Below are 22,732 nucleotides of genomic sequence, written 5' to 3'. Positions count from 1 at the left end.
CCGCATGATCAGGGCGCCCATGACGCCCCAGTAGAGGACCCGGTGCTGGTTCTTGCGGGGAACCTGGAAGGAGGTGAAGACGAGGACAAAGACGAAGAGGTTGTCGACGCTGAGGGATTTCTCCAGGAGGTAGCCCGCCAGATACTCCCCGGCGTGGACGGGCCCCATGTAGATGAGGATGACGCCGTTGAACGCCAGGGCCAGGGCGATCCAGACGGCGGACCAGATCCCGGACTCCCGTATCGTCGGCTCATGGGCCGAGCGGTTGAATACCCCCAGGTCCAGGGCCAGCATGGCGAAGACCAGGATGTGGAACCCCAGCCAGGCCCACCAGGGTGCGGAATCGAGCAGTGCGTGGAACAAGTTGCCTCCAGACGCCCAGTTTAGAGGAAGATGCCAGGATGAGCCTCCCACGCTTTTTCCTCACCCATGCCGCCTCCCCGAGGGAGGGCTCCCTCCTGCCCCTGGAACCCGCCCAGGCCAAGCACCTCTGGGTGCTGCGCCTCGGCGCCGGGGCCGCGCTGGAGCTCGTGCTGCCCTCGGGGCCCTGGAAGGCCGACCTGGCCGAGATCAACAAGGACCGGGCCGTGGCCCGCCTCGTCAGGCCCCTGGACGAGCACCGGGAGCCCGCCTTCCCGATCCAGGCCTGGGTCCCCCTGACCGCCCAGCTCTCGCTCCTGGACGACGTGCTGCCCGGCCTGGTGGAGCTGGGCGCAACCTCCATCCAGCCGGTGGCCTACGAGCGCAGCGAATACGACGCCGCCAAGACCCTCGCGCGGTTCGAGCGCTGGCAGCGGATCATCCGCGGAGCCTGCGAGCAGAGCCACCGCTCCCGGATCCCCGCCCTGGGGCAGCCCGCCGCCTTCGAGGCCCTGCTGCAGGTGGACGTGCCCCAGCGCTGGGTCGCCTACGAGGTTCGCGCAGGGGAGGGCAACCCGCGGCCCGTGCCGGGCCCCATCGCCTTCACCAGCGGCCCCGAGGGCGGGATCACCGATACCGAGTTCGCGGCCCTGGCGGGAGCGGGCTGGAAGGCCGTCACCCTGGGAGGCAGCATCCTGAGGGCCGTCACCTGCCCCGTGGCCCTGCTCGGAGCCATCCGCTTCCAGCTCCCCGACTGAGGAACGGGTCCGCATTCCCGGCATCCAAACAAGTGGAGGAAGGCGCATGTCCAGCATTCGAACACTTTTCGCGACCGCCCTTGCCGCCCTGTCCCTTTCCGCGGCCGGCCTGAAGCCCGGAATGCCGGCGCCGGCGTTCAGCGCCCAGGACCAGAACGGCAGGATGGTCAAGCTGGCCGACTTCGCCGGGAAATCCACCGTCGTGCTCTACTTCTACCCCAAGGACGACACGCCGGGCTGCACCAAGGAGGCCTGCTCCCTGCGGGACGGCTTCGCCGCGATCAAGGCGAAGGGCGCCGTCGTCCTGGGCGTGAGCGCCGACGACGTGACGAGCCACGCGGCCTTCTCGGAGAAGTACCACCTGCCCTTCCCGATCCTGGCGGATCCCGGGCACGCCATCATCGACGCCTACGGGGTGCGGATGCCGGTGATGGGAATCGCCAAGCGGGTCACGTTCATCATCGGCAGGGACGGGGTCATCCGGGAGATCCTGTCGGACGTCAAGGCCGCGGAGCACGATCAGCAGGTGCTCCGGGCCCTGGCTAGCCTTTAGCGAGGACCCAGATCCCCACGGCGATGAAGGCGGTGCCGGCGGCGTATTTCACCATATGTTCCGGTATGACCTTGAAGAGGGCGCCCCCCACCAGGACGCCGATGGCCGTGGCACACACGAGGGCCGCGCTGGCGGCGAGAAAGACCGTGAGGAGCGCCCCGGACCGCGCCGTGGCCGTCATGGCGGCCAGCTGGGTCTTGTCGCCCAGCTCGGCCAGGAAGACCGTAACAAAAGTGGCCCAGAACAGTGATTTGCCCATCGAATTCTCCCTTGCCAGTCTAGACGATCCGAATTTCGGGCACACTCTAGGGATGTCACTGGCTCACTTCGACCTCCCAACCTCGTACGTGGATTCGCCCGAGACGCTGGCGGAGGCGCTGCCCCACTGGTTCGCCGCCAACCTGCTGGCGGTGGACATCGAATGCAGCCTGACGGGCTTCCACCACTGCGTGCTGGCGCTGCTCCAGGTGGCCACCCACGACCGGTCCTGGCTCGTCGACCCCATCGCCATCCCGGAGCTGATGAAGCCCACGCTGGAGGCCATGGCGGAGGTTCCCTGGATCGTCCACGACTTCTCCGGCGACGGCATCGTCTTCAAGCGCATCTACGATGTGGTGCCCTCCTCGGTGATGGACACGATGCTCCTGGCGCGCACCCTTGGCTATCCCCAGCCCGGACTCAAGACCATGGCCCGCCTCAAGCTGGGCGTGGAGATCCCCAAGGAGGAGCAGGACTCCAACTGGATGTACCGCCCCCTGAGGCAGGCCCAGATCAGCTACGCGGCGCGGGACGCGGCCCTGCTGCTGCCCCTGCTGCGCACCCTGGCCGCCGAGGCCGACGCCAAGCGCGAGGATCCCGAGGTGGGGCCGAGGCTGGCGCAGCTGCCCGGCGAGATGCGGCGCACCATCCAGCGGGTGCGCAGCTACCGGCCCCCCAGCGACCACCCGGTGGTGGACAAGGTCCGCCACATGGGCCTGGGCGAGGCGGCCGTCGAGAGGGCACGGCGCCTGACGCACCTGCGGCACGTGTGGGGCAACCAGGGGGACGTGGCCGCCGTGATGGAGCTGGGCAACCGCTGGATCCTCGCACGGCTGGAGCATCCCCCCCGGTCCAAGGAAGCCCTGGAGCGGTGCATCCCCAACCCCAGGTTCAGGCGCACCCGCCTGGACGAACTCTGGGCGGTGTTCGACTCGAATTAAGAGGCCCGGGGCTGGCGGTCGATGGGATGATGGATCACCACCATGCCCCAGGAGCGCGGATGAGTCAGGAAGATTACGTCGTCACCTTCCCAAGGGCCCTCGCGGGCTTCCCGGCGCTGACGGAATTCCGGGTCTTCGAACCGGAAGGGACCTACCCCCTCAAGTTCCTCCAGGCCGTGGCCTCGCCGGACATCTCGTTCGCGTGCATGGACGCGGCGACCGTGAGGCTGGACTACGACGTTCCGCTTTCCCCGGAGGATGCCGAGGCGCTGGCCCTGGAGAAGCCCGAGGACGCCCTGGTCCTCGTCATCGTGGTGGTGCCGGGCGAGGATCCCCGCCGCATGACGGCCAACCTCGCGGGGCCGCTGGTCATCAACACCCGCACCCGCAAGGGCGTGCAGGCCCAGCTCGACACCCGGGTCTTCCCGCTGCAGTACCCGGTGTTCCTTCCCCGGGACGAAGGGGAGATCGCCTTTCCCGCCGGGCTCATCGGTTTCGCCGAGCTCCGGCGCTTCATGCTGCTCGAGCCCTCGGACGCTTACCCCCTCAAGTTCCTCCAGCCCATGGACCGGGAAGACATCCACTTCGTGTGCATCGATGTGGCCGCCATCAAGATCGACTACCAGGTTCCCCTGTCCGGGGAGGACGCCAAGGCCCTCGCCATCGAGGACCCCTCCGAGGCCCTGGTGCTGGCCCTGGTGGTGATTCCCGAGGACCCGCGGCACATGACCGCCAACCTGGCCGGCCCCATCCTCATCAACCTGCGCACCCGCCAGGGGCGGCAGGTGGTGCTGAACACCGAGCAGTTCCCCCTCAAGTTTCCCGTTATTTCGGACAAGTAGCCTGAAAGGTCCCCATGCTTGTCATCACCCGGAAGCTGGATCAATCGCTCATTATCAATGGCAATATCGAGGTTCTGGTTGTGGGCGTCAGCAAGGATGGGGTGCGCCTGGGCATCAAGGCGCCCAAGGAGGTGCAGGTCCACCGACGCGAGGTTTTCGATGCGATCGCCGAGGTCAACCGGGCGGCAACGGCCCAGATCAAGGGCGGAGAACTCTCCCTCCAGGACGCCGCTGCGCTGTTGCGTGCGCGTTTGCCTAAAGTGAAGCCCGTCAAGGACCGATAAGCTCAGTTCAGGAGCACTCCCGTGGACGCAGGCCTTTCCGTGGAAAGCATCATCGGCCAGCAGGCGGCCTTGACGCGGTCCGCCCTGGGCGTGGGCGTGGAGCGCAAGGTGCTGGACATGGCCCGGACCGAGGGCGCCGACCTGGCCCGCCTCATCGACAGCTCCGGCGGCGTTGGCCGCACCATCGACACATCCGCTTGACTGCTTTTCCAGGGGGTTCGCATGAAGGTTACCGGCATCCAGCAGCACCAGCAGGCCGCGAAGGTGGAGACGCCCAAGCAGGCCCCCGTCCAGGCCCAGCAGAAGGCTCCGGAGGCCCCCAAGGCTCCGCCCCCGGCCCACCTGGGCAGGACGATCGACACCAAGGGTTAGAATTATTTAAGATAGGGCCGCAGATAGCGGCCGGTGACGCTGGCCTTGTTCCGGGAGACCTCCTCGGGGGTGCCGGTGGCGATGACCAGGCCGCCCTCGGCGCCCCCTTCGGGGCCCAGGTCCAGGATGTGGTCGGCGGTCTTGATGACGTCCAGGTTGTGCTCGATCACGACCACGGTGTTGCCGGCGTCCATGAGGCGCCCGATGACCTCCAGGAGCTTCTGGATGTCCTTGAGGTGGAGGCCCGTGGTGGGCTCGTCCAGGATGTAGAGGGTGCGCCCGGTTGGACGCTTTGACAGCTCCCGGGCCAGCTTGACCCGCTGGGCTTCGCCCCCGGACAGGGTCGTGGCGCTCTGGCCCAGCCGGATGTAGCCCAGGCCCACGTCCGACAGGGTCTGGAGCTTGTTGGCCAGCACGGGGATGGGGCCGAAGAGGGCCAGCGCCTCCTCCACGGTCATGGCCAGCACGTCCGAGACGCTGTGGCCCTTGTAGTGGATCTCCAGGGTCTCCCGGTTGTAGCGCTTGCCCTTGCACTGCTCGCAGGTGACGTAGATGTCGGGCAGGAAGTGCATCTCGATCTTGAGGACGCCGTCCCCCTCGCACTTCTCGCAGCGGCCGCCCTTGACGTTGAAGCTGAACCGGCCGGGCGTGTAGCCCCGGGCCTTGCTCTCGGGCAGCTGGGAGAAGAGGTCCCGCAGGGGGGTGAAGAGCCCGGTGTAGGTGGCGGGGTTGCTCCTGGGGGTGCGCCCGATGGGGGCCTGGTCGATGTCGATGACCTTGTCCACGTGCTCCAGGCCCTTGATGGCCTTGTGCCTGCCCACCACGTGGGCGCCCTGGTGCAGCTGGTTGGCCAGGGCCTTGTAGAGGATCTCGTTCACGAGGGTGCTCTTGCCTGAGCCCGAGACGCCGGTGACGCAGGTGAACAGGCCGATGGGGAACGCGGCGTCCACCTTGCGCAGGTTGTTCTCCTGGGCGCCGGTGACCTGGATGTGGCCGCGGGTGGCCTTGCGGCGCTTGCGCGGCACGGCGATGGATTCCCTGCCGGAGAGGAAGTGGCCCGTGATGGAGGCCTCGCTCCGCCTGATCTCCTCCGGGGTGCCCTGGGCCACGACGTAGCCGCCGTGCTCGCCGGCGCCGGGACCCAGGTCCACCACGTGATCGGCGGCGAGGATGGTCTCCAGGTCGTGCTCCACCACCAGGACGGTGTTGCCCAGGTCCCGCATCTCCTTGAGCGTGTTCAGCAGCTTCTGGTTGTCCCGCTGGTGGAGGCCGATGCTGGGCTCGTCCAGGACGTACATGACGCCCTGGAGCTTGGAGCCGATCTGCGTGGCCAGCCGGATGCGCTGGCCCTCGCCGCCGCTGAGGGTGGCCGCGGAGCGGTCCAGGGTCAGGTAGCCCAGGCCCACGTCGTCCAGGAAGCCCAGGCGCTCGTTGATCTCCTTGAACACCTTGCCGGCGATGACGGCGTCCTTGCCCTCCAGGCGCAGGTTCCCGAACCACACCCGGGCGTCCCGCACGCTCATGGCGCTCACGGCGGCGATGTGGAGGCCCCCCACGAAAACCGACAGGATCTCGGGCTTGAGCCGGGTGCCGTCGCAGGCCTCGCAGGGGGTGATCCGCATGGATTCCTCCATCTCGGCGCGGATCTCCTCGCTGGAGGTCTCCCGGTAGCGGCGCTCGAGGTTGCCCACGACGCCCTCGAAGTTGTGCATGAACTCGTAGCGGTTGCCCTTGTTCTGGTAGACGAACTTCATCTTGCGGTCCAGGCCGTAGAGGAGCACGCGGCGCACGTCGGCGGAGAGCTTCTTCCAGGGCGTGTCCAGGCTGAAGGCCAGGGCCTTGGAGAGCTGGCCCAGGAACTGGGCCCGCCACCCGTCCTCCCCGGCGGACTTCCAGCCGCTGGCGACGATGCAGCCCTGGCTGATGCTCAGCTCGGGGTTGGGCACGATCAGCTCCTCGGCGAACTGGCGCTTGAAGCCCAGGCCGTCGCAGGTGGGGCAGGCCCCGAAGGGCGAGTTGAAGCTGAAGGAGCGGGGCTCCAGGTCCGGGATGCCCATGCCGAAGCGCTGGCACTTGGCGTTGTTGCAGGCGAGCTTGGAGGAGAAGAGGCGCTCGGTTCCCCCCAGGTCCACCAGGGCGGAGCCCTCGGCGAGGTTGCAGGCGATCTCGAGGCTGTCGGCCAGGCGCGTGCTGATGCCCTCGGCGTTCTTGAGGCGGTCGATGACCACCTCGATGGTGTGCTTCTTCTGCTTGTCCAGGTCGGGGACGCCGTCGGTGAGGTCCAGCATCGCCCCGTTGACCCGCGCCCGGATGTAGCCGCGCTTCATCAGGTCGGCCAGGAGCTTCTTGTACTCGCCCTTGCGGGCGCGCACCACCGGGGCGAGCACCTGGATCTTCATCCCCTGGGGCTGGGCGAGGATCTGGTCCGCCATCTCCTGGATGGTCTGGCTGGCGATGGGCTGGCCGCAGGCCATGCACTGGGGCTGGCCCACCCGGGCGAAGAGGAGCCGAAGGTAGTCGTAGATCTCGGTGACGGTGGCCACGGTGGAACGCGGGTTGCGGCTGGTGGTCTTCTGCTCGATGGAGATGGCGGGGGACAGCCCCTCGATGCTGTCCACGTCGGGCTTCTCCATCTGGTCCAGGAACTGGCGGGCGTAGGCGGACAGGCTCTCCACGTAGCGCCGCTGCCCCTCGGCGTAGAGGGTGTCGAAGGCCAGGCTCGACTTGCCGCTGCCGGACAGCCCCGTGATGACGACCAGCTTGTTCCGGGGAAGGACCAGGTCCACGTTCTTGAGATTGTGCTCCCGGGCGCCCTTGATGTTGATGCTGTCCATCCGTACCTCGTCCAGGGATTTTACGCCAAAATTTCGCATCCGGGAACGGCGTGCGGATTATTTCTTCTCTATGATGGTCACATGCATGCCCTGGAACTCAGCATCCTCCTGCACCGCGCCCTGGAGGCGCGGGTGGACCACCTTGCCGGGCTCCTGGCGGACCCGGCCTGGCAGCAGGACCCCGAAGGGCTCCATCAGGTGCGGGTGGGCTCCCGGAGGCTGCGGAGCGTCCTCGATCTGGTGCGGCCCGAGCTGTACCCCGGCTTCCGGCGCCAGGGACGCAGGCTGCGCGAGCTCACCCGGGCCCTGGGCCTGACCCGGGAGCTGGACGTGCACAGCGCGTGGCTGGAGCGCCTCGCGGTGCCGGGGCTGGCCACGGGCTCGGCCCTGGAGCACGCCCTGGAGGTGCTCGAAGCCAAGCGGGGCAAGGCCCGCCGCGCCATGGCCCGGGACCTGGAGGGCCTCTCCCTGAAGCGCCTGCCCGACCTCCTCAAGGTGCCCAGCCTTCCCGACCCCTTCCTTCCCGGAAACCTGGCCGCGGACGTCTGGGACGCGCTGGACCCGAGGCTGGAGGCGGCGTTCTCGCCCCTGCCGGGGCTCCTGGAACGGGAGGACCCGCCCGCCCTCCACGCGGCGCGCATCCGGGTCAAGCGGTTCCGCTATGCCCTGGAGGTCCTGGGAGCGGCCTTCGAGGCCCCGCCCGAGGCCCGGCTCAGACAGCTCAAGGAACTCCAGACGGCCCTGGGGGAGCACCATGACCTCGCCATGCTGGAGGAGCTCCTCCAGGATCTCTACGAGGGCCTGGCGGCGAGGAGCCGCGCCCGGCTCGCCTCGGGGACGCTGGAGCTCCTGGCCTACGTGGGCGAAGCCCGGCTGGGCGCCTACGAGCGGTTCCGGATCGCGGCCGCGGGCATGCCGCTGGCCGCGTTCAGGACCGCGCTGAGGGAGGGCCTCGGCCTGCCCGGTGAAGGGAACCCATGAAATACGTCCCCCTGGGGTGGTTCCGCAGCCTCCACGCCAAGCTCTTCATCGTCACGGCCCTCGTGACCAGCCTGCTCACCATCGCCGTGGCCTACTCCATCACGCGCAACAGCCGCCGGGAGATCCTCAACTACACCCGGAACCTGGCCTGGGAGACCTCGTCGGTGGTGGAGACGGAGATCCTCCAGCGCTGGGACAAGGACCTGCACGACTTCAAGAACCAGCGCGCCCTCGAGGAGCTCCTGGAAGGCCTGGCGGGCGAGGACCGCAGCATCTTCCAGATCGACGTGTTCAGGCGGGAGGGCGCCGACGAGGTGGCCCTGGTCACGTCCTCCGCGGACGACGCGGGGGTGACCTTCGGCAAGGAGATCGGCAGCTACATGCGGGGCGGGCCCCAGGCCGAGCTGGTGGACCTCAACACCGGCAACCGGGCCTGGAAGTTCTACCTGCCCATCAAGAATCCCAAGAAGGGCCAGCCGCCCCTGGGCCTGATCCGCACCTACTGCGACCTGGAGCACTGGGAGACGGTGTGGGACCACAACCTCCGGAACACCTACGTCAGGCTTCCCTTCGTGCTCCTGGGCGAGTTCATCCTGCTGTGGGTGATCCTAGCCACGGTGGTCACCGAGCCCATCCGCAGCATCACGGACGCCATGACCCGCCTGGAGCGGGGGGATCCCTCGGCCCGCACGGACGTGCGCAGCAACGACGAGCTGGGGATCATCGCCAACCGCTTCAACCTCATGGCGGCCCAGCTCGAGCGCGCCTCCCTGGAACGGGAGCAGCTCATCGCCGAGATCAAGGGCCTCAACGCAGGCCTCCAGAACCGCATCCACGACGCCCTCTCGGCCCTCCAGGCCAAGAACCAGGAGCTCGAGAACCTCATGGAGGGCAACGCCCTGCTGCGGGAGGAGCTGAGCCAGCAGGAGCGGCTGGCCGTCGCCGGCCAGCTCACGGCGGCCTTTGCCCACGAGGTGGGAACCCCGCTCAACCTGGTCAACAGCCACCTGCAGCTCCTGGAGGGGCAGAGCGACGTCTCCGAACGCACCCGGGACCGCCTGGGCGTCATCCGCGGCCAGATCGAGCGGGTGGGGGACATCGTCCGGAAGATGATGAGCACGACCCGCCGGCCCCGGATCCACCCCGAGCCCGTGCCCCTGGGGCCCCTGATGGCCGATCTCCAGCGCCTCTGGAGCCCGACGCTGGCCAGCCACGGGGTGACCTTCGGCCTCCAGGCGCCGGATCCCTGCGTGCTGCACGTTGACCGCAAGCAGATGGAGCAGCTCTTCCTGAACATGGTGAACAACTCCGTGGACGCCATGCCCGACGGGGGCCGTCTTGACCTGACGGTGGAGCCCGACCCCGAGGGGCGCCGCTGGCTGGTGAGCCTCGCCGACACGGGCATGGGCATCCCGCCGGAGGTGCTGCCCAAGGTCTTCAAGCCCATGTTCACCACCAAGCCCGACGGCAAGGGCACCGGCCTGGGGCTGGCCATCTGCCGCGAGATCATCCGGGCCCACGGAGGCGAGATCCACATCGAGAGCGAGGAGGGCAAGGGCACCACCATGCGCTTCCCCCTCCCCGCCATGCCATAATTGGCCATGCAGAAGATCCGGAAAGCCGTCATCCCCGTCGCGGGCCTGGGAACCCGGTTCCTGCCGGCCACCAAGGCCCAGCCCAAGGAGATGCTGCCCCTGGTGGACAAGCCCGTCATCCAGCACGTGGTCGAGGAGGCCATCCACGCCGGGATCGAGAACATCGTCCTCATCACGGGTCGCGGCAAGCAGGCCATCGAGAACCACTTCGACGTGGCCTTCGAGCTCGAGGAGGCCCTGGACCGGCGGGGCAAGAGCGAGGACCTCAAGCTCGTCCAGGGCATCACCCACCTGGGCCAGTTCTCCTACGTGCGCCAGGGCGAGCCCCTGGGCCTGGGCCACGCCGTGCTCTGCGCCCGGCACGCCGTGGGGGACGAGCCCTTCGCCCTCCTCCTGGGCGACGACGTCTTCGACGAGGACGACCCCGCCCTGGGCGCGCTCATCGCCGCCTACGAGGCCACGGGCAAGTCCGTGGTGGGCGTGCAGGAGGTGCCCGAGAGCCACGTGTCCCGCTACGGCATCGTGAGCAGGCCGGGATCCCCCGGCCTGCCCTGGTGGGACGTCGACCACATCGTGGAGAAGCCCCGGCCCGAGGATGCCCCCAGCCGGTGGGCCGTGGTCGGGAGGTACGTGGTGCTGCCCGAGGTCTTCGAGCACCTGGCCCGCATCAAGCCCGGCGTGGGCGGGGAGTACCAGCTCACCGACGCGCTGATGGTCATGGCCGAGGCGGGGCGACTGGTGGCGGCGCCCATCCCGGCGCGGCGTTTCGACACCGGGGACAAGCTGGACTACCTGAAGGCCAACGTGGAGTTCGCCCTGAAGCGGGACGACCTGCGGGAGCCGTTCCTGGAGTATCTGAAGGACCTGGTGAAAAGACTGGGTTGACCGAGCTTTTTCGGCGAACCTCGGCTGCCTCGGCGAGAAGGGAAAATACCTGACTTCAGGCGGGGCGGTTCCGCTCCAGGAGCAGGTGCAGGAGGGTCACGGCGGCGTGGGTGATGCCGGGGATCCGGGAGGCCTGGCCCAGGGTCTCGGGGCGGTGGCGCTGGAGCTTCTCCTTCACTTCCGTGCTCAGGCCGGGCAGGTGCTCCACCCGGAAGTCCACGGGGATCCGCACGTGGTCCCAGGCGCGCTGGCCCTGGAGAAGGCGGGTCTCCCGTTCGTGGAAGGCCTGGTAGCGCGTCTCGAAGAGCAGGATGTCCCGCTCCCAGTCGGGATCCCAGCCTTCCTGGGGAAGATTCCAGCCGTCCAGCAGGTCCAGGGCGGCGTCGGCCAGCTCCGGGGTGATCTGCTGGCGCCGGAGGAGGTCCAGCAGCGTCATGCCCGAGGCCAGGGTCAGGCCGGCCCGGACGGCGACGGGGCCGAAGGGGGAGGTGGGGGCCACCCACGCCGCCTCGCACTGCTCCCGCAGGCGGACGCGGCGATCCATGCGCGCCTCCACCGTGGCCAGCTCCCCGGGGGACAGGGCCCCCACCTCCCGGGCCACGTCCAGGAGCCGCGCGTCGGCGAGGTCGCAGGCCAGGGCCAGGCGGTGCTCGGCCCGGGCAGTGAGCATGCGGTAGGGCTCGTCGGTGCCCTTGGTGACCAGGTCGTCGATCATGACGCCGATGTAGGCCTGGTCCCGCCCCAGGACGACGGGCTCCTGGCCGCGCAGGCTCCGCACGGCGTTGACGCCGGCCATGAGGCCCTGCCCCGCGGCCTCCTCGTAGCCGGTGGTGCCGTTGATCTGCCCGGCGAACCAGACGCCCGGGAGGTCCTTCACCTGGAGGCCCCGGGTGAGCTGGAGGGGGTCGAAGCTGTCGTACTCGATGGCGTAGCCGGGGCGCAGGATCTCGGCGCGGGAGAAGCCCGGGAGGCTTCGCACCATGCGTTCCTGGACGTCCACGGGCATGGAGGTGGAAAGGCCGGCCAGGTAGATCTCCCGGGTCTCGAGGGAATCGGGCTCCACGAAGATCTGGTGGCTGTCCTTGCCGGGGAACTTCACGAACTTGTCCTCGATGGAGGGGCAGTAGCGCGGGCCCACCCCTTCCACGTGGCCCCCGTACATGGAGGACCGCCCCAGGTTCTCCCGCACCGCGCGCTCGGTCTCCGCCGTGGTGTGCACGATGTGGCAGGGCACCTGCCGCTGGTGGATCCCCGGACTGAAGAAACTGAAGGGGCGGGGCACCGGGTCCCCCCACTGGGGCTCGAGGAGGCTGAAGTCGATGGTGTCGGCGTTGACCCGCGGGCTGGTGCCGGTCTTCAGGCGCCGGCAACGCAGTCCCAGCGCCCGCAGCTGCTGGGCCAGATGGGTGGAGGGGGGCTCCCCGGCGCGCCCGGAATCCAGCTTGCGCTCCCCGATGAGGACCTTGCCGTTCAGGAAGGTGCCGGACGTGACCACCACCGCGTCGCAAGGGAGGAAGGAGCCGTCCACCAGGTCCACGCCGCAGAGCCGGCCCCCGGCCCACTTCAGCTCGGCTGCCAGGCCCTGGGCGAGGCGCAGGCCGGGGAGGCGCTCCAGGTGGTTGCGGGAGGCGGTGCGGTACTTGACCCGGTCGGCCTGGGCCCGGGGGCCCCGCACGGCCACCCCGCGGCTGGCGTTGAGAATGCGGAAGTGGATGCCCGTGGCATCCGCGAGCCGGCCCATGGCACCGCCCAGGGCGTCCAGTTCGCGCACCATGTGCCCCTTGCCCACCCCGCCGATGCTGGGGTTGCAACTCATCTGGCCGAGCTGGTCCAGATTCATGGTGAGGAGGACCGTGGGCATCCCCATCCTGGCCGCGATGTTCGCCGCCTCGATGCCCGCGTGCCCGCCTCCTATGACCACCAGCTGCATGAATGCCCCACGGCACCCAGTCTATACGGGATCAGCCCCGGGACGCCTCGTCGGACACGCCGTCGGCAGCGTTGGAATAGATCTCGTTGCCGAGGCGGCGGGCCTTGTCGCGAACCTTGTTGGACATGTCCTTGAGGTCGCCCCGCAGCTCCCGGCCCGTCTTCGGGGTGGTGAGGGCCACCACCACCGCGCCCACCGCGGCACCCAGGAGAAAGAACAGCAGCGTGGAACCCGTGGTATCCCTTGAATCACTCATGTGGCGTCTCCTTTTCAGTGGCGTCCCCAGGGGGCCGCTTGAAGAAAGATATGCCGATTTTCACCGCTGTCAGGAGGGCCTCCAGCCAAGGTGAGGGCCCGCGGTCCAAAAGGCCGGTCAGGGACCGCACCAGGGCCACGGCCAGGCCTCCCGCGGTCGCCGGGAACTCGAGGCTCCGTTCCACCAGGCCCGTCACCCGGTCCAGGCTCTCGCGCGTCTGGTGCACGTCCCGTGAGATCTGCCGCAGGTCCTCCCGGGCGCTCTCGGCCAGCGCCTCCACGGCCTTGGCCGTGCGCATGAGCTGGAGCAGGAGGGGAACGATGAACCCCGTCAGGACCAGAAGCACCACCACCAGAACGAATTGCAGCACCCTGTCCATGGATCCCTCCAGTCAAGTCTTCCCAATGTAGGCAGGGTTCCAGGGGGTTGCCAGCATAATCGGTGCCGGAGCCGGACTGGTAAATTTGCTCGCACGCCTCACAAGGGTTTAGTGGGAGAATCGGGTACATGAAACAGAAAATGAACCCTGAGGAGCGCCGGGAGCGCCGGCGGCGGGTCGTGGCCCGGTCCAAGTTCGCCCTGCCCTCCGCCATCACGCTGCTGTCCGTCCTCTGCGGGTTTTCCAGCGTGGTCATGTCCATCAACGCCGCGGGTGACCACCCGGGCGTCAACTTCCTGTGGGGCGCCGGCCTGCTCCTCGCCGCCGGTGTATTCGACGGTTTGGACGGCCGCGTCGCCCGGGCCACCAATACCGCCACGGAATTCGGCGTTCAGCTCGATTCCCTGGCCGACGTCCTCAGCTTCGGCATGGCCCCCGCCATCCTGGCCTACCGCTACGGGTTCTTCCAGCTCGGCCTGGCCGATCCCCAGCTGCGCGCCGTGGGCTGGGGGGCCTCCTTCTTTTTCGTGGCCTGCGGGGCCCTGCGCCTGGCCCGGTTCAACGTCCAGGTCGGGTTCGTGGACTCCCGCTTCTTCGTGGGCATGCCCATCCCCGCGGGCGCCGCCTGCGTCGCCGCAGTGATCCTCTGCTGGCCCGAAGCCCCCACCCGGCCGTGGGTGGCCTACGTATTTGCGGCCCTGCTGGTCCTGGTGGGCCTGCTCATGGTCTCCACCGTGCGCTTCCCCAGCTTCAAGAAGCGCTCCGCGAGCCCGGGCGCGGCCCGGCTCCTGACCCTGGCCATCCTCTTCGTCCTGGCCATGATCCCGGTGCTGCGGGAGCGGTTCTTCGTCTACTTCTTCGCGGCGTTCATCCTGGGCTCCCTGGCCATGAACCTGGCCTGGAGGACCGGGTGGAGGGGCGTCGAGCCCCCCGTCAAGAAGGTCCCCGAGGCCGACGTCCCGGTCGGGTAGCTACTTCTTCTTGCCCTTCTTGTGCTTCGCGCCCTCGGCGGGCACCGGGAGGCCGCCGGTGACGGTGGCGCCGTCACTGAGGACCAGGCTCCATCCCAGGCGGTCCCCCTTGCGCAGGGCCAGGCGCCGGAGGGTGCCTGAGGGGAACTCCACGAAGTGCCGGGACAGCACGGCCCCGCCGTAGGTGGGGCAGTCGTCGCCCCGCATGGGGGAGCAGGGGGGCACGGCCTCGGCGGTCTCCACGATGGTGCCGTCCTCCCTGACCCAGGCCACGTCCAGGGAGATGAGGCAGTTCTTCATCCAGATGCTGCGGTTGCCCTCCTCGGGGTAGAGGAAGATCATGCAGCGGTCCTTGGCCAGGGACTGCCGGCGCATGAGGCCCAGGGCCTGCTCCTGGGGGGTGCGCGCCACTTCGGCCAGGAACCTCTGGCCCTTGGCCACGACGGTCCCCCCGTCGGGAACCACCGGGGCGGCGGCGAGCAGCAGGCTGAGGAGCAGTGGGGTCATGGATTCTCCGGGGCGACCCTCCATGGTAGAGCGACTATTCCAGCCAATCCACCACGCGTTCCACGTCCTCCGGCTCGTGCCAGCCGTGGAAGGCCACCCGCAGGTAGCCTTCCCGCACGGAGGCGTAGACGCCCCGCCGCATGCCCTTCATGAGGAGTTCGTGCATGGCCGCCGGTCCGCGGCCGCCGTGGTGGAGGCTCAGGATGGAGCCCAGGCGCCCCGCTTCCAGCAAGGTCCGCAGGCGCCCGGCCTCCCCGGCCCAGGCGGGGTTCTTCGCCAGCCCCTCCAGGAAGCGCTCCTGCAGGAGGCGGATGTGGGCGGCGATGGCGGGGATGCCGGCCTCGTTCACGGTGCGGAAGGATTCCAGGGCCCCGGCGCAGGAGACGATGCTCAGGGTCCCCGGCTCCATGCGCTGGCCGTCCGCGAGCCACGCGCGGTCGTGGTCCGTGGAGGCGCGGTCGAAGGCGGTGCCCTCCTCCACCGACATCCAGGACCCCAGGGGGATCAGGTCCTTGCGGAAGGCCGGGTCGGTCCACAGGAACCCCTGGCCCTGGGGGCCCAGGAGGCCCTTGTGCCCGCCCGAGGCGAAGGCGCTGGCCCCCGACAGGTCCGCCGGCAGGGTTCCGGCGCCCTGGATGCCGTCCACCACCAGATGGACCCCCCGGGCCCGGCACGCCGCGCCCAGGGAGGCGATGTCCAGCCTCAGGCCATCCTGGAAACGCACCCAGGAAACGGCCAGGACCCGGGTGGAGTGGCCCAGGGCGGCCAGCAGGCGGGCTTCCACGTCGTCCCCGGCCGCGGGGGGCGTGGAGCTCCATGCGGCGGCCCCGGCCTGGTGCCCCTCCCACAGGGGGATCTCCCGGAACCGCACGCCGCGCGCCTCCAGGGCCTTCCAGGGCCAGATGTTGGTGGGGAACTCCCCCAGGGGCGCCACCACCTCGTCCCCGCGGCTCCAGCGCATCCCCTGGGCCACGGCCACCAGGCCCGACGACGTGGAGGGGGTGAGGGTGATGTCCGCGGCCTCGCCGCCCACGATCCTGGCGGCCTCCCGGCGCAGGGCGTCCGGGATGCCCAGGTAGTCCTCCTTCCACTTCAGCTCCCAGGGCCACAGCTCCTTGTGGAGGTAGGCCCGGATGCTGCGCACCACCGACCGGGGCACGGGTCCCTCGGAGCAGTGCATGAGCCAGAGGTGGTCGGCGTCCAGGTGGAACAGGGCGGGATTGAGGGGCGGGAGGGTCACGGGTGGACGTTCTCCAGGAGGGCCTTGAGGGAGTTGGGGAAGAGCTCCTCGACCATGCGGCGCACCGCGTGGGCGTACTGCTGGATCTCCCACTGGGCGTGGCCGTCGGTGCGCAGCCGGATGAAGTGGGCCGCCGCCTGGAGGCTGACCGTCCAGTAGACCTCGGAGTAGAGCCCCAGGGGCAGCACGCAGCGGGCCTGCTCGCGGCAGACGCCCAGGCTGATGAGTTTCTTGTATTGGGCGACGGCGTTCCGGCAGGCGTCCAGGAACAGGGCGTGGGCCTGGTCTCTCGCCTCGCCGTCCACCTGGCCCTCGGATCCCTGCTTGTTCACCTTGGCTTGGCGGCGAAAGGTCTCGGGAACAAAGAATTCATCTTCTGGGAACTCCACATAGCGGCCGCTGATTTCATTAAATTCGCTGGCAATGCGGTGTTTCATCCACTGCCGGAAGACGAAGATCGGTGCCTTCACATGAAAAGTTAGAGCCGTGTGCCGGAAGGGCGAGGTGTGGTCGTGCTCGGCCAGGTACGAAATGAGCTTGCCGTCCGCCTCGTCGTACACCTCCTTGCGCTTTCCGAAGGACACCCGTGCGGCGTTCACCACGCTGAGGTCGGACCCCATGTGGTCCACCAGCTTCACGAATCCGCGGTCCAGGACGGCCAGTTCGGTCAAGGGCATGGGAGGTCTCCTGAGCCCCATTGTAACCAGGGCCACTTCCTGCGCCCCCGGGGACCTGCGAGAATGGGGGTGCTTGGCAGGCGAACCCCGCGCGCCCCGGCCGGTCCCGACGTCGACGGGGCGCGCGACCTCCAGGCCCCACCGGAGACCCCATGAAATTCTTCATCGACACTGCCAACATCAGCGAAATCAAGCGCATCAACGAATGGGGGATCCTGGACGGCGTCACGACCAACCCCAGCCTCATCGCCAAGGAATCCGGCAAGCCCTTCGAGGCGATCATCGAGGAGATCTGCGCCATCGTGGACGGCCCCATCTCCGCCGAGGTCATCGCCCTGGACGCCCCCACCATGATCAAGGAGGGCCGCCTCCTGGCCAAGATCCACAAGAACGTCGTGGTGAAGGTGCCGCTGACCGCCGAGGGCCTCAAGGCCACCCACGCCTTCAAGGCCGAGGGCATCCGCACCAACGTCACCCTCTGCTTCAGCGCCACCCAGGGCCTCATGGCCGCCAAGGCCGGCGCCACCTACGTGAGCCCCTTCGTGGGCCGCCTGGACGACATCAACGCCGTGGGCATGGAGCTCATCGAGGACCTGGTGACGATCTTCACCAACTACGACCTGGAGACCAACGTCCTCTCCGCCTCCATCCGCAGCCCCCGCCACGTCACCGAGTCCGCCCTGGCCGGCGCCCACGTGGCGACGATCCCCACGAAGGTCTTCGACCAGATGCTGGCCCATCCCCTGACCGACAAGGGCATCGAAGGCTTCCTGGCCGACTGGAAGAAGAGCGGCCGATAGATCCTGTTTTCCTCGGCGAGGAAGGATCTACGTCCTCTTCCAGAAGCCCCGGTGCAGTTCGGCGATCTCCCCTTCCACCTCCAGGACCGGCCCGGTGACCTGGATCGCCTTCTGGCTGTGGGCATAGATGTAGCGCGCCGGCACGTCCATGGTCGGGTTCTCCGGGTCGTCCCCGGTCAGCTCCAGCAGGCGCCGCTCATCCAGGCCGTAGACCAGCCGGCCGATATTGGCCCAGTACTGGGTCGCCGCGCACATGGCGCAGGGCTCCACAGTGGTGTAAAGCGTGCATTCCCAGAGATAGTCTGAAGAGAAGTTCATGTCCGCGGTGCGGGCCAGGACGCTTTCGGCGTGGTTCACGGTGCTGACGTTGCCCTGCTCCAGGAGAACCGTCTCGTGGTCGGGGGCCACGAGCAGGGCCCCGAAGGGGTGGTGGCCCATGGCCACGGCCCGGGCGGCGATGGCGTTGGCCCGGCGCAGATGGCGCAGGATCTGGGCGGACGTGGGTCCGGGCTGGTCGACCATGGGGAAACCTCCGTTTCGTTGCCGGGGAGGCTACCAGGGTAAGGCAACGGGGTGGACAAATTTTTATTATTCCAGGAAAAAAACCAGTCATCCGCCCGGGACCGGGTACACTTGCGAACGACAAATCCCTTCACCCCAACCAGGAGGCAGACCATGAGGAAGCCAGTTCTCGCTCTAGGAGCGGTCTTTGCATTCACCTGCGGGCTCTCCGCAGCCCCCCCCAAGGCCAAGGTCAAGATCGCCCTCATCGTCGAGTCCACCGTGGACGACAAGGGCTGGTGCCAGTCCATGCACGACGCCATCAAGGCCGTGCAGAAGGAATACGGCGAAGCCAAGGTCGAGTACAGCTACAGCGAGAAGATGAAGCCGGTGGACGCGGGTTCCGCTGCCCGGCAGTACGCCTCCAAGAAGTTCGACATCATCATCTGCCACGGCGCCCAGTACAAGAACCTGGTCAACGAGATGGCCCCCGACTTCAAGGACACGACCTTCGTGTTCGGCACCAGCGCCGACATCGGCGGCAAGAACGTCTTCACCTACATGCCCGAGAGCGAGGAGACCGGCTACCTGAACGGCATCATCGCCGGCATGGTCACCAAGACCAATACCGTGGGCCTCGTGGGTCCCGTCGACGGCGGTGACGCCGCCCGGTACGACCGCGGCTTCGTCCTCGGCGCCAAGGCCGCGAACCCCAAGGTCAACGTCAAGGTCGCCCACACGGGCAGCTTCGGCGACTTCGTGAAGGCCTCCGAGCTGGCCCAGACCCAGATGAAGGCCGGAGCGGACTTCCTCACCGGTTCCTCCCAGCAGGCCATGGGCGCCCTGCGCGCCGTCGCCGCCAGCGCCGACAAGAACATCTGGTGGGCGGGCCAGGACATCTCCCAGCTGCACGTGGCCGAGTCCCCCCGGGTGCTCGCGGCCTCCAGCTACAACTACACCACGGTGGTCGAAGTCCTCATCGCCAAGCGCGAGGCCGGCGTCAAGGGCGGGGAGAACATCCCCCTCAACTTCGCCAACAAGGGCTTCGTCTTCGCCTACAACGACAAGGTGGGCAAGGTCCTGACCCCGGCCATCAGGAAGGCCGTGGACAAGGCCAAGGCCGATCTCACCGCCGGCAAGCTCAAGCTGGACTGGAAAGCCGTCAAATTCTAAGGCAACACCGGAACATGGACCCCGGTCTGCCCTAGGCATACCGGGGTCCGTTCTCTACCGGAGACCCCCATGGCAACAGCCGAGCCCATCAACGAGCTCCAGCTTTCCGGCATCACCAAGCGCTTCCCCGGCATCCTGGCGTGCAACAACGTCTCCATGCGGGTCGCCCGCGGCGAGGTGCTGGCCCTCGTGGGCGAGAACGGGGCCGGGAAGTCCACCCTCATGAACATCCTGGCGGGCCTCTACCAGCCCGACGCGGGGACGATATCGATCAACGGGGAGGAGGTGCGCTTCCACACCCCCAACGACGCCTACGCCCGGGGCATCGGCATGGTGCACCAGAACTTCATGCTCGTGCCCAACATGACGGTGACCGAGAACGTGGCCCTGGGCCTGAAGCAGCACCACAAGTTCATGAACCTGGATCTCAAGGCCACCCGGGCGAGGATCCTCGAGGTCTCCGAGCACCACGAGCTGCCGGTGAACCCCGATGCCTATGTCTGGCAGCTCTCCGTGGGCGAGCAGCAGCGGGTGGAGCTCATCAAGACCCTCTGCTTCGGCGCCCAGCTGCTCATCCTGGACGAGCCCACCTCCGCCCTCACCCCGCAGGAGACCGACGATCTCATCGACCGGCTCAAGCGCATGACGGCCGAGCTCTCCATCATCTTCATCAGCCACAAGCTCCACGAAGTGAAGGAACTCAGCCACCGGGTAGCGATCCTGCGCCACGGCGCGGTGGTCTTCAACGGACGCACCGAGGACCACACGCCGGCGGAGCTGGCCGCGCTCATGACCGGCCGCGAGATCCACCTGCCCCGCAACGAGGGCCTGCTGGTGGAGGGCCCGGCCATCCTGCAGGCCCGGGACCTGAAGGTGCGCGGCGACCGCGGGCACTTCGCCCTCGACGGGCTCAACCTGGAAGTGCATGCCGGCGAGATCCTCGGCCTGGCCGGCGTCTCCGGCAACGGACAGCGGGAGCTGGCCGAGGCGCTCACGGGCCTGCGGCACGTGGAATCAGGCACGGTCCGGTTCCTGGACAAGGACATGACCAACCGGAGCCCCGCGGCCATGATCGCCGCGGGCCTGGGCTACATTCCCGAGGATCGGCACCACGAGGGCATCGTGCCCAGGTTCACGGTGAAGGAGAACCTGGTCCTCAAGGACTTCCCCACCCCGCAGTTCAGCTGGTCCGTGGTGCTCAAGCTGGGGGAGATCGCCCGCAACGCCGAGACCCTCAAGGGGTCCTTCGACATCCGCTGCTCCTCCACCTCAGCGGCGGGGGGCTCCCTGTCCGGGGGCAACATCCAGAAGGTGATCCTCGCCCGCGAGCTGGCCCGGGAGCCCAGGGCCCTCATCTCGGTGTACCCCACCCGGGGCGTGGACATGGGCGCCCAGGAATTCATCCATTCCCAGCTCCTGGCCCGCCGCCGCGCGGGGGGAGGCATCCTCCTCATTTCCGAGGAGCTCGAGGAAATCATGAATCTCTCCGACCGGATCGCCGTCATCTACAAGGGGCGGATCCTCAAGGTCCTCACCAGCCTCGAGGCGACCCGCGAGAAGCTGGGCCTGCTCATGGCGGGGGTGGCCGAATGAACCGTTTCAAGCTCCTCTACGGCAGCTCCATCGTGGTCCTGGCCGCCCTGGCGGCGGCCCTGGGCGCGGCCCTGGTGCTCACCGCCATCGGGGCCAGCCCCGTGGACACCTTCGTGACGATCTTCACGGGGCCCTTCAAGGACGTCTTCGGCCTCACCGAGATCCTCGTGCGGGCCGTGCCCCTCATCCTGGTGGCGCTGGGCATCGCCATCGCGTTCCGGAGCGGCATCATCAACATCGGCGCCGAGGGGCAGATGCTCATCGGCATCCTGGCCGCCACGGCCACCGCCCTGGCCCTGCCCGCCTGGCCCAAGGCCGTCCTGCTGCCCCTGGTGATCCTGGCCGGAGCCGCGGGAGGCGCTTTCTGGGCCGCCATCGCCGGAACCCTCCGGGCCCGCCTGGGGGTCAACGAGATCCTCTCCACGGTGATGCTCAACTACATCGCCGCCCAGTTCTACACCTTCTTCCTGCGGGGGCCCATGATCGACCCGGGCGAGCTGGAGACGGGCTCGGGCACGCCGCAGTCCATGCGCCTCCCCGAGGCCGCCTTCCTGGACCGGCTCGTGCCCGGCACCCGGCTCCACATGGGGCTCATCCTCGCCCTCGTGCTCTGCGTGTGCGTGTGGTTCCTCCTGTGGCGCACCACCTGGGGCTTCCGTCTCCGGGCGGCGGGCGCCGAGGCCAAGGCCGCGCGCTACGCCGGCATCAACGTGCCGGGCTCCCTGGTGGCGGCCATGTGCCTGTCGGGCGCCTTCGCGGGCATCGCCGGGGCCGTGGAGGTGAGCGGCGTCCACCACCGCGCCATCGAGAACATCACCTCGGGCTATGGCTTCGCGGGCATCGTGGTGGCGCTCTTCGGGGCCCTGCACCCCGCGGGCATCGTGCCGGCGGCCTTCTTCTTCGGGCTCCTCCTGGTGGGATCCGACATGACCCAGAGGTCCGCGGGCGTCCCCGCCAACATGATCCTCGTCCTCATGGGCGTGCTCATCCTCTGCATCGTCTCGGCCAAGATGTATCTCAACAACCCCTACGCGCAGGAACGGGCGGCGCGGTTCTTCGCCCGGTTCCGGAAGCCCGACGCGGGAGAACCCTCATGAGCCACGACCTCGTCTACAACATCCTGTCGCTGGGCGTGCCCTTCTCCGTGGCGCTGCTGCTGGCCTCCCTGGGCGAGATGTTCAACCAGCGCGCCGGGGTCTTCAACCTGGGCTGCGAGGGCATCATGTGCATGGGCGCCTTCCTGGGCTTCCTTCCGGCCTTCTACCTCAAGACCGGCCCCCTGGCCCCCTACGGCATCGTCATCGGCTTCGCGGTCGCGGCGGCGGCCGGGGTCGTCCTGGGCCTCCTCTTCGCCCTGGTCACGGTGACCTTCCGGGCCGAGCAGGGCATCGCGGGCATCGGCCTGCAGATGCTGGGCTGGGGCGTGGCCGGCACCCTCTTCCGGCACTTCGTCGGCGGAGTGACCGGCGTGGAGGGCCTGGCGGCCTGGGCCATCCCCGGCCTCTCCCGCATCCCCTTCCTCGGGGGCATCCTCTTCAACCACAACCCCATGGTCTACATCGCCTTCCTCATGGTCCCGGCCAGCTGGTACCTCCTCTTCAAGACCCCCTGGGGCCTGAAGGTGCGGGCCGCGGGCACCGAGCCCCGGGCGGCGGACAGCATGGGCATCAACGTGAACCGGGTGCGGTACCAGGCGCTCATGGTGGGCGGGGCCATGGCCGGCCTGGGCGGCGCCTACCTCTCCCTCTGCCAGGCCAAGATGTTTGCGGACGACCTGGTGGCGGGGCGAGGATTCATCGCCGTGGCCCTGGTGTACTTCGGGCGCTGGAGCCCCCTGGGCGTCCTGGGCGGCGCGCTGCTCTTCAGCCTGGCCCAGTCGCTGCAGCTCGCCATCCAGGTGGCCGGCATCAAGTTCCCCTACGAATTCGCCGTGATGCTCCCCTACGTCCTGGTCATCCTGGTGCTCTCCCTGGCCCGCAAGGCCCGCATGCGGGGTCCCACGCACCTGGGCGTCCCCTTCAACCGCGAAATGAGGTATTGAG

The 22,732-nt window shown here is 68.4% G+C and carries 26 protein-coding genes (1 of these 26 only partly in view); 16 read left to right on the top strand and 10 right to left on the bottom strand.

What is annotated here, in order from left to right; all coding sequences use genetic code 11:
- Positions 1-363, bottom strand: the beginning of a protein-coding gene (locus RAH40_RS15280) for a TerC family protein (RefSeq protein WP_306598429.1). It extends 585 nt beyond the left edge of the window; only the first 363 of its 948 coding nucleotides appear in the window; the start codon lies at positions 361-363; the stop codon falls past the left edge of the window.
- A 38-nt stretch (positions 364-401) separates the two neighbouring features.
- On the opposite strand from RAH40_RS15280, the gene RAH40_RS15275 reads away from it, so the two are divergent.
- Both RAH40_RS15275 and RAH40_RS15270 read left to right on the top strand, forming a co-directional pair.
- The gene (locus RAH40_RS15275; protein WP_306598428.1) at positions 402-1,118 is read left to right on the top strand and encodes a 16S rRNA (uracil(1498)-N(3))-methyltransferase; all 717 of its coding nucleotides are present in this window, start codon (positions 402-404) and stop codon (positions 1,116-1,118) included.
- 46 nt (positions 1,119-1,164) lie between these two features.
- A complete protein-coding gene (locus tag RAH40_RS15270; protein WP_306598427.1) occupies positions 1,165-1,671 on the top strand; it encodes a peroxiredoxin in 507 nt (168 codons plus the stop codon).
- Here RAH40_RS15270 and RAH40_RS15265 read toward each other — a convergent pair.
- The gene (locus tag RAH40_RS15265; RefSeq protein ID WP_306598426.1) at positions 1,661-1,930 is read right to left on the bottom strand and encodes a TMEM165/GDT1 family protein; all 270 of its coding nucleotides are present in this window, start codon (positions 1,928-1,930) and stop codon (positions 1,661-1,663) included. The genes RAH40_RS15270 and RAH40_RS15265 overlap by 11 nt on opposite strands.
- A 52-nt stretch (positions 1,931-1,982) precedes the next feature.
- Here RAH40_RS15265 and RAH40_RS15260 point away from each other — a divergent pair, with 52 nt between their 5' ends.
- From RAH40_RS15260 to RAH40_RS15240, 5 genes are read left to right on the top strand one after another with little or no spacing between them, the layout of a single operon-like run.
- Positions 1,983-2,870, top strand: a complete 888-nt coding sequence (locus tag RAH40_RS15260) for a hypothetical protein (RefSeq protein ID WP_306598425.1) — start codon at positions 1,983-1,985, stop codon at positions 2,868-2,870.
- 59 nt (positions 2,871-2,929) lie between these two features.
- The gene (gene fliW / locus RAH40_RS15255) at positions 2,930-3,712 is read left to right on the top strand and encodes a flagellar assembly protein FliW (protein ID WP_306598424.1); all 783 of its coding nucleotides are present in this window, start codon (positions 2,930-2,932) and stop codon (positions 3,710-3,712) included.
- A gap of 14 nt (positions 3,713-3,726) precedes the next feature.
- On the top strand, positions 3,727-3,996 hold the full coding sequence (gene csrA / locus RAH40_RS15250) for a carbon storage regulator CsrA (RefSeq protein WP_306598423.1): 270 nt from the start codon (positions 3,727-3,729) through the stop codon (positions 3,994-3,996).
- 21 nt (positions 3,997-4,017) lie between these two features.
- A complete protein-coding gene (locus RAH40_RS15245) occupies positions 4,018-4,197 on the top strand; it encodes a hypothetical protein (protein WP_306598422.1) in 180 nt (59 codons plus the stop codon).
- A gap of 21 nt (positions 4,198-4,218) precedes the next feature.
- Positions 4,219-4,368, top strand: coding sequence for a hypothetical protein (locus tag RAH40_RS15240; protein ID WP_306598421.1), 150 nt, complete (start codon positions 4,219-4,221; stop codon positions 4,366-4,368).
- 2 nt (positions 4,369-4,370) lie between these two features.
- Here the strand turns inward: RAH40_RS15240 and uvrA are convergent, their stop codons facing one another.
- Positions 4,371-7,202, bottom strand: coding sequence for an excinuclease ABC subunit UvrA (uvrA, locus tag RAH40_RS15235; protein ID WP_306598420.1), 2,832 nt, complete (start codon positions 7,200-7,202; stop codon positions 4,371-4,373).
- A gap of 81 nt (positions 7,203-7,283) precedes the next feature.
- Between uvrA and RAH40_RS15230 the strand changes: the two genes are divergently transcribed.
- From RAH40_RS15230 to galU, 3 genes are read left to right on the top strand one after another with little or no spacing between them, the layout of a single operon-like run.
- Entirely contained in the window at positions 7,284-8,183 is a 900-nt protein-coding gene (locus RAH40_RS15230) for a CHAD domain-containing protein (RefSeq protein WP_306598419.1), read from the top strand.
- Positions 8,180-9,778, top strand: a complete 1,599-nt coding sequence (locus RAH40_RS15225; RefSeq protein ID WP_306598418.1) for a sensor histidine kinase — start codon at positions 8,180-8,182, stop codon at positions 9,776-9,778. The genes RAH40_RS15230 and RAH40_RS15225 overlap by 4 nt, the downstream gene beginning before the upstream one ends.
- A gap of 6 nt (positions 9,779-9,784) precedes the next feature.
- The gene (gene galU / locus RAH40_RS15220) at positions 9,785-10,663 is read left to right on the top strand and encodes a UTP--glucose-1-phosphate uridylyltransferase GalU (RefSeq protein ID WP_306598417.1); all 879 of its coding nucleotides are present in this window, start codon (positions 9,785-9,787) and stop codon (positions 10,661-10,663) included.
- Positions 10,664-10,718: 55 nt separating this feature from the next.
- Here the strand turns inward: galU and mnmG are convergent, their stop codons facing one another.
- Genes mnmG through RAH40_RS15205 form a run of 3 tightly spaced genes read right to left on the bottom strand, consistent with a single transcriptional unit; the run spans position 10,719 to position 13,228 of the window.
- Positions 10,719-12,593, bottom strand: coding sequence for a tRNA uridine-5-carboxymethylaminomethyl(34) synthesis enzyme MnmG (mnmG, locus tag RAH40_RS15215; RefSeq protein ID WP_306598416.1), 1,875 nt, complete (start codon positions 12,591-12,593; stop codon positions 10,719-10,721).
- Between the two features lie 31 nt (positions 12,594-12,624).
- Positions 12,625-12,849 carry a YtxH domain-containing protein gene (locus RAH40_RS15210; protein ID WP_306598415.1) on the bottom strand — a complete coding sequence of 75 codons (225 nt, stop codon included), beginning with the start codon at positions 12,847-12,849 and terminating at the stop codon, positions 12,625-12,627.
- Positions 12,842-13,228 carry a hypothetical protein gene (locus RAH40_RS15205; protein WP_306598414.1) on the bottom strand — a complete coding sequence of 129 codons (387 nt, stop codon included), beginning with the start codon at positions 13,226-13,228 and terminating at the stop codon, positions 12,842-12,844. The genes RAH40_RS15210 and RAH40_RS15205 overlap by 8 nt, the downstream gene beginning before the upstream one ends.
- Positions 13,229-13,356: 128 nt before the next feature.
- Here RAH40_RS15205 and pssA point away from each other — a divergent pair, with 128 nt between their 5' ends.
- Entirely contained in the window at positions 13,357-14,199 is an 843-nt protein-coding gene (pssA, locus tag RAH40_RS15200) for a CDP-diacylglycerol--serine O-phosphatidyltransferase (RefSeq protein ID WP_306598413.1), read from the top strand.
- Here the strand turns inward: pssA and RAH40_RS15195 are convergent, their stop codons facing one another.
- Genes RAH40_RS15195 through thyX form a run of 3 tightly spaced genes read right to left on the bottom strand, consistent with a single transcriptional unit; the run spans position 14,200 to position 16,623 of the window.
- A complete protein-coding gene (locus RAH40_RS15195; protein ID WP_306598412.1) occupies positions 14,200-14,706 on the bottom strand; it encodes a DUF192 domain-containing protein in 507 nt (168 codons plus the stop codon).
- 34 nt (positions 14,707-14,740) lie between these two features.
- Positions 14,741-15,946, bottom strand: coding sequence for an aminotransferase class V-fold PLP-dependent enzyme (locus RAH40_RS15190; RefSeq protein WP_306598411.1), 1,206 nt, complete (start codon positions 15,944-15,946; stop codon positions 14,741-14,743).
- Positions 15,943-16,623 carry an FAD-dependent thymidylate synthase gene (gene thyX / locus RAH40_RS15185; protein ID WP_306598410.1) on the bottom strand — a complete coding sequence of 227 codons (681 nt, stop codon included), beginning with the start codon at positions 16,621-16,623 and terminating at the stop codon, positions 15,943-15,945. The genes RAH40_RS15190 and thyX overlap by 4 nt, the downstream gene beginning before the upstream one ends.
- A gap of 152 nt (positions 16,624-16,775) precedes the next feature.
- Here thyX and fsa point away from each other — a divergent pair, with 152 nt between their 5' ends.
- Positions 16,776-17,423: a fructose-6-phosphate aldolase gene (gene fsa / locus RAH40_RS15180; RefSeq protein ID WP_306598409.1), complete on the top strand. Its 648-nt coding sequence runs from the start codon at positions 16,776-16,778 to the stop codon at positions 17,421-17,423.
- Positions 17,424-17,450: 27 nt separating this feature from the next.
- On the opposite strand, the gene RAH40_RS15175 is transcribed toward fsa, so the two are convergent.
- Entirely contained in the window at positions 17,451-17,945 is a 495-nt protein-coding gene (locus RAH40_RS15175; RefSeq protein ID WP_306598408.1) for a nucleoside deaminase, read from the bottom strand.
- A 153-nt stretch (positions 17,946-18,098) separates the two neighbouring features.
- On the opposite strand from RAH40_RS15175, the gene RAH40_RS15170 reads away from it, so the two are divergent.
- The 4 genes from RAH40_RS15170 (at position 18,099) to RAH40_RS15155 (ending at position 22,731) form a co-directional block, all read left to right on the top strand.
- Entirely contained in the window at positions 18,099-19,097 is a 999-nt protein-coding gene (locus RAH40_RS15170; protein ID WP_306598407.1) for a BMP family protein, read from the top strand.
- Positions 19,098-19,166: 69 nt separating this feature from the next.
- Positions 19,167-20,690, top strand: a complete 1,524-nt coding sequence (locus RAH40_RS15165; RefSeq protein ID WP_306598406.1) for an ABC transporter ATP-binding protein — start codon at positions 19,167-19,169, stop codon at positions 20,688-20,690.
- Positions 20,687-21,787 carry an ABC transporter permease gene (locus RAH40_RS15160; RefSeq protein WP_306598405.1) on the top strand — a complete coding sequence of 367 codons (1,101 nt, stop codon included), beginning with the start codon at positions 20,687-20,689 and terminating at the stop codon, positions 21,785-21,787. The genes RAH40_RS15165 and RAH40_RS15160 overlap by 4 nt, the downstream gene beginning before the upstream one ends.
- Positions 21,784-22,731 carry an ABC transporter permease gene (locus RAH40_RS15155; protein WP_306598404.1) on the top strand — a complete coding sequence of 316 codons (948 nt, stop codon included), beginning with the start codon at positions 21,784-21,786 and terminating at the stop codon, positions 22,729-22,731. Before RAH40_RS15160 ends, RAH40_RS15155 begins: the two co-directional genes overlap by 4 nt.
- The last annotated feature ends 1 nt before the right edge of the window (position 22,732 follow it).

The organism is Geothrix sp. 21YS21S-2 (assembly GCF_030846775.1).
Taxonomy (GTDB): Bacteria; Acidobacteriota; Holophagae; order Holophagales; family Holophagaceae; genus Mesoterricola.
The sequence above is the reverse complement of the archived record's forward strand: the minus strand, read 5'-3'. Positions and strand labels throughout refer to the sequence as shown.

What these genes read in the sequence shown, in the direction of transcription:
- RAH40_RS15275 (WP_306598428.1), top strand. Translation starts at nt 402, where the DNA reads ATGAGCCTCCCACGCTTTTTCCTCACCCATGCCGCCTCCCCGAGGGAG.
- RAH40_RS15270 (WP_306598427.1), top strand. Translation starts at nt 1,165, where the DNA reads ATGTCCAGCATTCGAACACTTTTCGCGACCGCCCTTGCCGCCCTGTCC.
- RAH40_RS15265 (WP_306598426.1), bottom strand. Translation starts at nt 1,930, where the DNA reads ATGGGCAAATCACTGTTCTGGGCCACTTTTGTTACGGTCTTCCTGGCC.
- RAH40_RS15260 (WP_306598425.1), top strand. Translation starts at nt 1,983, where the DNA reads ATGTCACTGGCTCACTTCGACCTCCCAACCTCGTACGTGGATTCGCCC.
- fliW (WP_306598424.1), top strand. Translation starts at nt 2,930, where the DNA reads ATGAGTCAGGAAGATTACGTCGTCACCTTCCCAAGGGCCCTCGCGGGC.
- csrA (WP_306598423.1), top strand. Translation starts at nt 3,727, where the DNA reads ATGCTTGTCATCACCCGGAAGCTGGATCAATCGCTCATTATCAATGGC.
- RAH40_RS15240 (WP_306598421.1), top strand. Translation starts at nt 4,219, where the DNA reads ATGAAGGTTACCGGCATCCAGCAGCACCAGCAGGCCGCGAAGGTGGAG.
- uvrA (WP_306598420.1), bottom strand. Translation starts at nt 7,202, where the DNA reads ATGGACAGCATCAACATCAAGGGCGCCCGGGAGCACAATCTCAAGAAC.
- RAH40_RS15230 (WP_306598419.1), top strand. Translation starts at nt 7,284, where the DNA reads ATGCATGCCCTGGAACTCAGCATCCTCCTGCACCGCGCCCTGGAGGCG.
- RAH40_RS15225 (WP_306598418.1), top strand. Translation starts at nt 8,180, where the DNA reads ATGAAATACGTCCCCCTGGGGTGGTTCCGCAGCCTCCACGCCAAGCTC.
- galU (WP_306598417.1), top strand. Translation starts at nt 9,785, where the DNA reads ATGCAGAAGATCCGGAAAGCCGTCATCCCCGTCGCGGGCCTGGGAACC.
- mnmG (WP_306598416.1), bottom strand. Translation starts at nt 12,593, where the DNA reads ATGCAGCTGGTGGTCATAGGAGGCGGGCACGCGGGCATCGAGGCGGCG.
- RAH40_RS15210 (WP_306598415.1), bottom strand. Translation starts at nt 12,849, where the DNA reads ATGAGTGATTCAAGGGATACCACGGGTTCCACGCTGCTGTTCTTTCTC.
- RAH40_RS15205 (WP_306598414.1), bottom strand. Translation starts at nt 13,228, where the DNA reads ATGGACAGGGTGCTGCAATTCGTTCTGGTGGTGGTGCTTCTGGTCCTG.
- pssA (WP_306598413.1), top strand. Translation starts at nt 13,357, where the DNA reads ATGAAACAGAAAATGAACCCTGAGGAGCGCCGGGAGCGCCGGCGGCGG.
- RAH40_RS15195 (WP_306598412.1), bottom strand. Translation starts at nt 14,706, where the DNA reads ATGACCCCACTGCTCCTCAGCCTGCTGCTCGCCGCCGCCCCGGTGGTT.
- thyX (WP_306598410.1), bottom strand. Translation starts at nt 16,623, where the DNA reads ATGCCCTTGACCGAACTGGCCGTCCTGGACCGCGGATTCGTGAAGCTG.
- fsa (WP_306598409.1), top strand. Translation starts at nt 16,776, where the DNA reads ATGAAATTCTTCATCGACACTGCCAACATCAGCGAAATCAAGCGCATC.
- RAH40_RS15175 (WP_306598408.1), bottom strand. Translation starts at nt 17,945, where the DNA reads ATGGTCGACCAGCCCGGACCCACGTCCGCCCAGATCCTGCGCCATCTG.
- RAH40_RS15170 (WP_306598407.1), top strand. Translation starts at nt 18,099, where the DNA reads ATGAGGAAGCCAGTTCTCGCTCTAGGAGCGGTCTTTGCATTCACCTGC.
- RAH40_RS15165 (WP_306598406.1), top strand. Translation starts at nt 19,167, where the DNA reads ATGGCAACAGCCGAGCCCATCAACGAGCTCCAGCTTTCCGGCATCACC.
- RAH40_RS15160 (WP_306598405.1), top strand. Translation starts at nt 20,687, where the DNA reads ATGAACCGTTTCAAGCTCCTCTACGGCAGCTCCATCGTGGTCCTGGCC.
- RAH40_RS15155 (WP_306598404.1), top strand. Translation starts at nt 21,784, where the DNA reads ATGAGCCACGACCTCGTCTACAACATCCTGTCGCTGGGCGTGCCCTTC.